The 10,473-nt window shown below is 36.8% G+C and carries 7 protein-coding genes and 1 pseudogene; 3 read left to right on the top strand and 5 right to left on the bottom strand.

Features of this window, described 5'->3' with window-relative positions:
• The 3 genes and pseudogenes from GVN22_RS27785 to GVN22_RS26070 all read right to left on the bottom strand — a co-directional run.
• The coding region (locus GVN22_RS27785; RefSeq protein WP_205691046.1) for a hypothetical protein at positions 1-248 on the bottom strand (248 nt) is incomplete at its 3' end.
• Positions 249-385: 137 nt separating this feature from the next.
• A pseudogene (locus GVN22_RS26075) lies at positions 386-817 on the bottom strand (DNA cytosine methyltransferase).
• On the bottom strand, positions 814-1,347 hold the full coding sequence (locus GVN22_RS26070) for a helix-turn-helix domain-containing protein (RefSeq protein WP_166553947.1): 534 nt from the start codon (positions 1,345-1,347) through the stop codon (positions 814-816). Before GVN22_RS26070 ends, GVN22_RS26075 begins: the two are co-directional and overlap by 4 nt.
• 51 nt (positions 1,348-1,398) lie before the next feature.
• Between GVN22_RS26070 and GVN22_RS26065 the strand changes: the two genes are divergently transcribed.
• A complete protein-coding gene (locus GVN22_RS26065; protein ID WP_166553946.1) occupies positions 1,399-2,265 on the top strand; it encodes a dienelactone hydrolase family protein in 867 nt (288 codons plus the stop codon).
• Between the two features lie 74 nt (positions 2,266-2,339).
• Here the strand turns inward: GVN22_RS26065 and GVN22_RS26060 are convergent, their stop codons facing one another.
• Both GVN22_RS26060 and GVN22_RS26055 read right to left on the bottom strand, forming a co-directional pair.
• A complete protein-coding gene (locus GVN22_RS26060; protein WP_166553945.1) occupies positions 2,340-4,271 on the bottom strand; it encodes a DsbA family protein in 1,932 nt (643 codons plus the stop codon).
• Positions 4,268-5,437 carry a pyridoxal phosphate-dependent aminotransferase gene (locus GVN22_RS26055; RefSeq protein WP_166553944.1) on the bottom strand — a complete coding sequence of 390 codons (1,170 nt, stop codon included), beginning with the start codon at positions 5,435-5,437 and terminating at the stop codon, positions 4,268-4,270. The genes GVN22_RS26060 and GVN22_RS26055 overlap by 4 nt, the downstream gene beginning before the upstream one ends.
• A 484-nt stretch (positions 5,438-5,921) precedes the next feature.
• Here GVN22_RS26055 and GVN22_RS26050 point away from each other — a divergent pair, with 484 nt between their 5' ends.
• Both GVN22_RS26050 and GVN22_RS26045 read left to right on the top strand, forming a co-directional pair.
• Entirely contained in the window at positions 5,922-8,507 is a 2,586-nt protein-coding gene (locus tag GVN22_RS26050) for a glycosyl hydrolase (RefSeq protein ID WP_166553943.1), read from the top strand.
• 247 nt (positions 8,508-8,754) lie between these two features.
• Positions 8,755-10,272: a serine hydrolase gene (locus GVN22_RS26045; protein WP_166553942.1), complete on the top strand. Its 1,518-nt coding sequence runs from the start codon at positions 8,755-8,757 to the stop codon at positions 10,270-10,272.
• Positions 10,273-10,473: the final 201 nt, after the last annotated feature.

The raw sequence follows: 10,473 nt of genomic DNA, 5'->3' as shown, positions 1-10,473 counted from the left end.
GGAGCTTGGTAACTACAAAACTCTTGCTTCCCTTTCTTTTTACCTAATTTGTCCCATTTTTTAGTAGGGTAGAGTACAATTTCCTCTATCCAATTAATCAAATCGTTTGAATGATTGATATAAGTATTGTACAATCCTTGATTAACAGTAGTGTTCAATAAAACCCTTAGTGCTTCAAGTTTCTCTTTTATTTCTTCACAATGAAATAAAGTATTTGAGTAATCTTCTTTTGTAGGATATGTAATCATTATGACTTAATTTATAAATAGTTCTTTTTAGAGTTAGTTTAAAAAAGTTGGGGTTCTGAACTTGATGTTTAAAAGCTAAACCCTTCAGAATACCTAAAACAATTAAAAGTTTTTTAGGTATCAATCGCAGGCATTAACTATTCATATGAAAATTTATATCTGTCTCCTGCATTTTTGAACATTTCTTTTATGTTTTCTAATGCTTCTGAATGTCTGTCTAAAAGCATTCCACTAACATTTTCAGCAAGAAAAAATTTAGGTTGTTTTGCTTCTAAAATTCTAATGAAATCTTAAAAAAGTTGTCCTCTTTTATCTTCAATTCCTTTCATTGCACCTGCTTCGCTCCAACTTTGACAAGGTGGTCCTCCAATAATTCCATCACATTCTGGAACATCTTTAGCATGGATATTTACCAGACTTCTTCTGTCAAGAATTGTGTGTGGATGGTTTTTCTCGTATGTTTCCCAGATTTCCTTATCGTATTCATTTGCCCAAATAACATTAAATCCTGCTTTTTGGAAACCAAGGTCTAGTCCACCTGCACCTGCGAAAAAAGATACTATGTTCATATTGTTGTATTTTTTTTTGATTTTAAATATTCAACTTTTTGTTCTGCTAAGATCAGCGTTTCGCTATCACAATTATTTTCGTAAATTTTCTTTGCGATGATGTCGCTAAAAAACTCCTTTCTCAATTGTGCTATGCCAAGATTGAAAACACTAGCCAAGAGTTCAAGTCGCTTTTCGTCAAACTCTCTTTTGTTATTTTCAATTTTACTAAGGTTTGCGGAGTCCAAATCAAGTTTGGCAGCGAGTTGAGTTAGTGTCAATTCGTTTTCTGTCCTAAGTCGTTTTATATATTCCCCAAATGTTTCTTTCATTTGACTTGTCATTTTTTGACAAAAATAAAGCAATTTTATTTTCTCACAAATACATTTTTTAAGATTTTTCTCTGTCAGTCGGAAAGCTTGTCGTTTTGTGGTCGGGATGTTAGGCTTATACTCATCTAACCATATCGCCTTTTGGTCGAATATTTCAACAAGACTTAGAACAATTGTAGCCAAATTTTTATTATTAAAGAAGAATTGACGAATGTGCATTTTTGAAACATCGTCCAAATTTAATCATTCATCCAAAACTCATCGTAGAAAATGAACAAACTTTGGCTATCTCTCAATCTCCTTGTTGTTAGCATAATGGGGTATTTTGCTTCAAAACCCATCGAACAACCTGAAAATCAAATTACAGTTTGTCATGCACCAGTATCAGGCGATATGGCACAATTTGCGAATGACCCAAATTTTATTGCATTGCACCCAGCTCCAATAGCAATCAAATTTGTAGCAGCAGGTGAATCTATTACTTACCCAACAGCCGATGGTAGCACGGCCAGTGCATATATCGTCAAAGCCAAAAAGAAATCTGACAAATGGCTATTTGTTTATCAAGAATGGTGGGGACTCAACGACCATATTAAACATCAAGCAGATGTTTTTTATAACGACCTTGGAGGAAATGTCAATGTTATAGCCTTGGATATGTATGACGGGAAATCAACAACTAATCCACAAGAGGCAGGAAAATTGATGCAAAGCGTTGTCGAAACAAGACTAGAAAACATTGTAAAAGGGGCAATTACTTTGGCTGGACCAAAAGCACAAATTGCAAATGTAGGCTGGTGTTTTGGCGGAAGTTGGTCATTAAAATCTGCCTTGTTAGGTGGAAAACAAACCATTGGTTCAGTAATGTATTACGGAATGCCAGTAAAAGATGTTGAAAAATTGAAGACTCTCAACAGTGATGTGTTAGGCTTATTTGCCACAGAACAATATATCTCACAGCAAGTCATCGAAGATTTTGCAGCCAATATGAAAACCGCAAACAAAAAATTGACTTACAAGATTTTCAATGCTGTTCATGGTTTTTCAAACCCAAGTAACCCAAAATATGACGAAGCTGCTAGTAAAGAGGCGTATGGCATGGCGTTGGGCTATTTGAAGGAGAAGTATAAGTTGTAGAAAATTTGTTTTAGTATAAAAAGATGCCTCAATGTTGGGAACATTGAGGCATCTTTTTATACTAAAATCGTCGGTTAATAATCCGCCAATTTACTTTTCCAAATTATGCCATTTTTACTCTCGAATTTGTCGATATATCCTCTCTCATAAAGATCGTCCAAAGTTTTTTCGGTGTCTTCCACAGATTTATCACTGAGAAATGAAAATTCTTTGTTGGTCATTGTCGAAAAACAACTGAACAAGAAAACAGGATCTGTATTCAAACTCCTTTTTTGCGCATTTGGAATCAATTGATGAATAATGTCTTCGAAATATTCATATTCCTGATACCCTTTTGCGATAATCGTTTTATTGTCTTGATTGGTAAAAATTAGCGTTGGAAACACTCCCACTTCCATATTTTGAGCCAAAATCAAATCATTTCGAAATGCTTCTTGTGCCTTTGTTTCGTAATCTTTGATAAATTTGGCTGAATCTAGTCCAACTTCAAAAGCTGCGTTTTCCAAATAATTAAGATCTACAATATTCTTTTTTTCTAAAAATAGCATCTCTTTGATTCTTCTTAAAAACAAAATAGCCAAGTCGCCATCTTGCATTTGCGCTGCCTTGAAAGCAATTGAAGGTGGATAGGAAGAAGGAAGAGGGTCTTCCAGCCAAATATCTCCGTCCAAAGGTATTCCATGAATCATACAAACTTCTTCCCAGTGCGATGCAACATCAGATGGCTGGGTAATTGGTCCACGTTGATAATCTGTCCATGAAGGTAAAAGTCCTCCCATACGATAGTCGATATCAAAATATTCGCCATACTCCAATTTCAATCTACGTAACATCGGTTGAACTACCCAACAAGTCGAGCAAATGGGATCAGTAAAATATTGTACTTTTAAAGGTTTGTCTCCTTTATCATCTGACTCTTTTTTAGAAATCAGTGGTACAACCATTTTATCTCCATCTATTTTTTCAGGGTGCATAAAGAGCTCTTTTAACTCTCTTCCCAAATAGATATGTTTGGAAATCTCATCTTTGCGAGAGGCATAATATTGCTCAAAAGCTAATTCTGAATTTCCAATTTTTAACAACACCTCAGTTAATGCTTTTGCATCGAGAATAGCATTAGTTGTTCCCGCACTAGTAAATGGTAATGCCAAATGACCAGCGTCGCCAATCAATACTACATTGCCTTCATGGAATTTTGGTAGAAGTCCAAAATCTCTTGTATTCCAAATATAGCTCGTTGAGTAATCATTGGTAGTTAGTAATTCATTGACAATTGGTGGAAAATCGCTTAATTGGAAATCACAAAATGCCTTTAGTTGCTCAGGCGTAGACTTATCACAACAATCTGCCTCAATTGAGTTATATTGCATAAACCACACAAAATCAGAAGCTGATACGGGTATCATACCAAAGCTAATTCCTCTGGTATCGCTCTGAAATTTGGTAAATACGTTGGGCAATCTTGACGCCAAAGCTTCATTTTTGCATAAGCCCACGACTTCTTTTACTTCTACTTTTGTAAATTCGACAGGACCCAAAATGGCTTCACGAACAGCAGAATTACTTCCATCTGCTCCTATAAAAATATCACCATATTCGACTTCTCCATTACTGAATTGAGCAGCAACAGCTTTTCCATTTTCATAAATAAAATGAGAAAAAATACGTCCTGTCTTGATGAGTCCTTCGGGAACTAGTTGATTCAAAAATGCAATTAGATCTTTTCTTCTAATGCAACGCCAAAGATTTAACTTTTGTCGTTTTACAGGTTCTCCATTACTTTTATTGAAATTAAACTCACCGATTTCGATACCTGGCAGCGGAATATTTTTGCCCTCACTTAATTCCTCAAGAATAGACCATCCATCTAAATGCATGAGAAAAGCATGACCTCTGGTATGAAATTCAGTCATTTTTTCATTGATGACTACTTCAATATTTTGTTTATTTAACAACAGGCCAAGTGACAACCCTGCCACTCCCCCACCAATTATTACAACTTTCATAAGTAATTAAGTGCGGTTTTTATATGATTAAGAGCGTTAGAAAGAATTTCTTGTGATGTGGCAAAGCTTAGCCTTATATAACCATCGGCACCTGTTCCAAACCATTGTGGTAAGCCTGGCACTACTGCTACTTTGGCTGTTTCAAGCAGATACGTTTGTATTTCGGCACTGGTTTTTCCTGTACCTGTGATATCTGCAAATGCAACATAGCAACCTTGAGGTGCTATGCACGATACGCCTTTACTTGCATTGAGTTCAGATACACACAAATCACGCATCTGTTGGAGATGTTGAATAAAGTCTTCTAGCCATGGTCCACATTCATTTAAGGCAGTGGTTGCAGCAATCTGCCCTAAAACATTTGCTCCGTGAACAGTCGATTGATGTAAGGATGCTTTAAAAATTAAATCTGCGTGGGTTTGATTGAACGCAACGACTGAACCAATACGAAGTCCTGCTAATCCATACGATTTGCTGTATCCTGTAACAATAATGGTTCGTTGTCGGATACTTTCATCGAGACTAGCAATACTGGTATAAGTGTATGGTTGGTAAACAATATCACTCCAGATTTCATCTGATAAAATAATAAGATTATGTTTGATTGCAATCTCTCCTAGAATCTTCAATTCAGCAGGCGTAAATACTTTTCCTGTTGGATTCAAGGGATTACAAAGGCAAATCATTTTTGTTTTGGGAGTAATCAAGGTCTCTAATTCCCAAAAATCTACAAACTCTTGACCTGGAGGAATACCATAAGGAACGGCAACGGCACCAACAGTTTCAATAGAGTATTTAAACAGAAAATCAACAGGGTTAAAAATAATCGCCTCATCTCCTTTTTCAAGAAAGGCTTTACAAATGACATAAATTCCAAAAGCTGCGCTGTCTACGGGAAATGTAAATTCAGGTTTGGCTGGAACGTTTCGTTTGTTGTGAAAAAATTGGGCTACACTTTCTTTAAACTGAGGAAGTCCTTCGGGTGGACCATAGCATAAATAGCGGTCTTTAATAAATTTGGTTAGGGCTTCTGCTATTTGTGGTGCACTCGGGAAGTCAGGATCCGCTGCGGTTAACGGTATCACGCCTTCAGGAACTGTCGCCCAGCGTAAGTTGTAAGCACGCTCTTTGAGGATGCCTACATTTACAGTTGAGTCATCAAACATAGGATAATCTTAAGGATATATTTGTAAGTTTTATGGGTAATTTGCAATGGCAATAGCTATATTTTTTCTTTGTGTGCTAAATATGTACAATAAAAGTAGAAAAAACAATTTTATAAATAAAATTTCTAGCGTAAATATTCCGCTAAATATGTAATCGGTCTTTAGTTATAATGCAAAATAAATTGCATTATTATGTGCTAGGCTGTAAGCCGAAAGCGTTAGGCAAAGAAAAACCCTTATTTCATCAGAAATACTATTTAAATTTTACCTTACAGCATAAATCCTAGAGTTTAAAGCTGGTAAAATGAATTTAATTTTGCCCAACAACCTAAGTATTTCCTTATCAGACAATCATTGAAGACATAATTTGAGAAGTTGTCAAATGGCATATTTTAAAACCTACTTCCAGTATGCTACAGGATGCAGATGTTTTTTTTATTTTCTATCTATGTATCTTGAAAAAATCAAAATAATCATATCAAAAATGAAAATTATATTCTTTGCAAAATCAGGAAATCAAAGATTCGGCAACTTTAAAGAGGTATGCTTGCTGATAACTTTTTTTCTGGTTGGAATGTTCACAACAAATGCACAAAAATATGATACACACAAGCCTTGGGCATATTGGTGGTGGATGGGTAGTGCAGTAGACGAAGCTGGTATTCGCAAAAACTTACAAGATTATGCGCAAGCTGGTTTTGGGGGGGTGCATATCATACCGATATATGGTGTAAAAGGCAATGATGCCAACAACATCGATTTTTTGAGTCCAAAATGGAATCAAATGTTGGCTTTCACGGTAAAAGAAGCTAAAAACCTAGGCTTGGGAATAGATATGACGATGGGCACAGGTTGGCCGTTTGGCGGAAAACAGGTAAGTGAAAAAGATGCTGCTAAAACCTTTGAAGTTATTTCGGAAAATGGAAAAACTAGTGTCAAAGTATTACCGACCAAACAAAAAGTCAAACGTGCTGCGCCAGGAGGTGAAGGATTTGTTCTTGACCACTTCAGCAAGGAGGCATTAGATCATTACATGAAGCCATTTCAAACCTTATTCCAATCATCTGAATATGGAGTACGTGCGCTATACAATGATTCGTATGAGGTATATGGAGCCAACTGGACAGACAATTTTTTAGAAGAATTTCAAAAACGACGTGGGTATGATTTAACACCCTACTTAAATGTTTTGGCAAAAACAGAAACTAAAGACCTTCTTGAAAAAAGAATCTTTGGTGATTACAATGCTACCATTGCTGATTTGTGCAGAGAGGCATTTACCAAAACTTGGGCAGACGGAGTTAAAAAAATGGGTAAAATCTCCCGAAACGAAGCTCATGGCTCGCCTGGGAATATGCTCGACTTATATGCTCTCTCGGATGTGCCAGAAACGGAGTATTTTGGGACAAAATATTTTGACATTCCTTATTTTAGAAGAGACCCCAAATTTGAGGAAGCTAGATATGGGGTACCAGATCCTTTGGTAATCAAATTTGCGAGTTCAGCCGCTAACACTGAAAACAAAAAATTTGTTGGCTCAGAAACTGCGACTTGGCTAGCCGACCATTTCAAGGTATCACTTTCTCAAGTCAAACCTATCATCGATGAATCTTTGACTTCGGGAATCAACCATATTTTTTACCATGGTGTGCCTTATTCACCTCCCCAGGAAGCGTATCCAGGTTGGTTATTTTATGCTTCTACTAATTTTAACCAACAAAGTCATTTCTGGAATGAACTACACTTTTTGAATGAGTACATCGCTCGTTGTCAGGCAAGTTTGCAAGAGTCTAAGGCACAAAATGATGTGTTGCTCTACTTCCCTATCCATGATATTTGGCACCATGCTGGCGGAAAAGATCACGTACATTTGTTATCGGTGCATGCCAATGCTCAGGAACTTTTATTCAACAATTCGTTTGGGCAAGTTGCGAAGCTTTTACAATCAAAAGGCTTCAACTTCGACTATGTATCTGATTTACAATTGACTCAATTAAAATATGTAAATGGGAAACTACAAAGTCATGGAGGTTTGACGTACAAAACGATCGTAATTCCTAAAACACAGTATTTACCAACAGAAACCCTCAAAGCCTTACAAGCACTTCAAAAACAAGGTGCTCCAATTTTGTTTGTAGACCAATTGCCTGCCAATACTGCTGGCTTTAAGAATTGGGAATCGAATGAAGCGTTTTTAGCTAATTTCAATAAAAATCTAAAAGCTACGGAAATTTCAGTGCTTCCGAATGCCTTAGCAAAACTTGGAATAACCTCGGAGGAAATGGCAAGCAAAGGAATATCTTTTATCAAAAAACAAAACGCCAAAGGTACTTTATACTTTATCAGTAATTTCTCCCAACAATTTCAAGAAGGGAAAGTTTTATTAGGCGCCAAAGGGGAAGCTGTGGAAATCTATGACCCACTTCATCAAACCAAACAGTATATCCCTTTTAGTACAAAAGGAGCTTACACAGAAATCAAATTAGCCCTTTTAGCAGGAGAAAGTCGTTTCATACAGTTTTTTGACAAAAAGCCAGCTCAGGCAATTGCCCAAAATACGACTGCTCAACCGACCCACAAAGTTGAAATCAATGGCACATGGAAAGTTGATTTTTTGGAAGGACAACCATTTTTACCTAAATCTTACCAAACTACGAGCATAGGCTCTTGGACGAGCGTTGGAGATTCTACTAATCAATATTTTACAGGAACGGCCAAATATTCGATAGACTTTGACTGGAAATCTGTAAAAGAAAATGTAATTTACTTAAATCTTGGCAATGTTCGTGAATCGGCAAAAGTAACCTTAAACGGTCAAAATTTAGGAACACTCTGGAGCTTACCTTTCCAAGTAGCTATTCCTGCCAAGTTGTTAAAAGAAAAAAATCATTTAGAAATTGAGGTAAAAAACCTTTCAGCCAACAGAATGAGATATATCGACAAACAATCTCATAATTGGAAGAAATTCAAGGATATCAACATCGTAGATATTCAATACAAAGCCTTAGAACCATCAACGTGGGAAGCAGAACCTTCTGGTTTGTTGGGACCCGTTCAAATACTTTACTAAGAATCAGAAAGTATTGCGGATGTAGGATTGGGGATTTCGTTCTTTGTCAAAAAGATTCGAAAACTAGCCTATGCTTCCGAAATCCAATATCCGAAATCCTAAATCGAACAGAATTTTCCACTTTTTGCTATATAATTCAGTTGACAAGCCCTTCTCCTCCGAGAAGGGCTTTGTTTTTGACTGGGCGAAATAGATTTGTTTTTCAGCGTCTAAAAAGCTATTTTAGAGAAAAACTCAATACTAAAATATGCGCAACTTACCTCATCAACGAATTGTAGGAATAGCCTTTGGTCTGGGATTATTTTTCCAAACTCAAGCACAATCTTTTGAAGAAAGAAAACAACAAGTTTCTCAAGCCCTGCCTTTAGTCGATCAATTATTTAAGGAATATTCCGAGAAAAATCATTTCCCTGGCATGAGTTATGGAATTGTTTTGGATGGAAAACTAATACACGCTAAAGGAGTTGGCATGGCAAATCTTGAACAAAACATTCCTGCCACACCCCAATCTGCTTTTAGAATTGCGAGTATGACCAAAAGTTTGACCGCAATGGCAATCGTCAAACTCCGAGATGAAGGAAAACTCCAAATGGACGATCCAGTTTGGAAATATGTACCTGAAATGAGAAATCAGAAATATGCTACCAAAGATTCACCTACGATTACGGTCAGAAATTTACTTACGCATTCGGCTGGTTTTCCTGAGGATAATCCTTGGGGTGATAGACAATTAGGTATTTCAGAAAAAGAATTTACCGATTTCTTGAAAAAAGGCATAAGCTTCTCCACTGCTGTAGATACGGAATATGAATACAGTAATTTGGGCTTTGCGTTATTGGGCGCTATCATCAAAAAAGTATCTGGAACGGCGTATCAGGAATACATCAATCAACAGATTTTAAAGCCATTAGGGATGAATCACACCTATTGGGAGTACACGAAAGTTCCACCAAAAGAACTAGCCTTAGGTTACCGATGGTTGGATGGCAAGTGGATTCCTCAGCCTTTGGAGCACGATGGCGTATATGGCGCGATGGGAGGACTCATTACGACGATGGAAGACTATGGCAAATATGTTGCATTTCATCAAGCAGCTTGGCCAACGAGTGATGCTCCAGATTCTGGTCCAATCAAAAGGAGTTCGGTACGTGAGATGCAAAAGCCTTGGCAATTCAATAATCTCAATGCCAACTACCAATACCAATCAGGTAAAAAATGTGCGATGGTAAGTGCTTATGGATACGGCTTACGTACTTCTGTGGATTGCGAAGGTCGTCGTATGGTCGGACATAGTGGTGGTTTACCAGGCTTTGGGAGCCATTGGTATATCTTACAAGATTATGGCTTAGGTGTGATTTCTTTTGCCAATAATACCTATTCGCCGATGAGCTATATCAATATTCAAATTTTGGATACTCTTTTGGCTACCACCAAACTTGAACGCTACCCTATTAAACCAGCCAAAGTATTGGAAGAGCGATATGTACAATTAGTAGATGCCGTTCAGAATTGGGAAAATGCTAAGGGTATGAAAATATTTGCGGTGAACTTTTTTGATGATTACCCGATGTCAATTTTAGGAAAGGACACCAAGAATTTCCAAGAGAAAGTAGGTAAAGTGGTGAAAATTCATCCTATTAAACCTCAAAACAAATTGAGAGGTAATTTCGTAGTTGAAGGAGAAAAAGGCAAATGCGAAATTAGTTTGACACTTTCACCAGAAACACCAGCATTGATACAGGAATATCATTTTAGGGTATTGTAAGATTTGGGATTTTAAGTAAAAAACTGCATTTTATCTCATTCATTGAGTGAATTGAGTTTGAGTGATTATTTTTAAGAGTATAATATTAAAACGGCGGTCGAAAAATAATTTTCGACCGCCGTTTTGATGAAGCTGTTTAAACTTTTGTAAAATTGCTGGCGTAAGCAATGAATTTATACTGTTTGAGCGAAGCGAGTTTAT

The sequence above is a fragment of the Cellulophaga sp. BC115SP genome (assembly GCF_009905545.1).
Lineage (GTDB): Bacteria > Bacteroidota > Bacteroidia > Cytophagales > Spirosomataceae > Flectobacillus > Flectobacillus rivi.
This window is presented reverse-complemented; position numbering and strand designations above follow the sequence as displayed.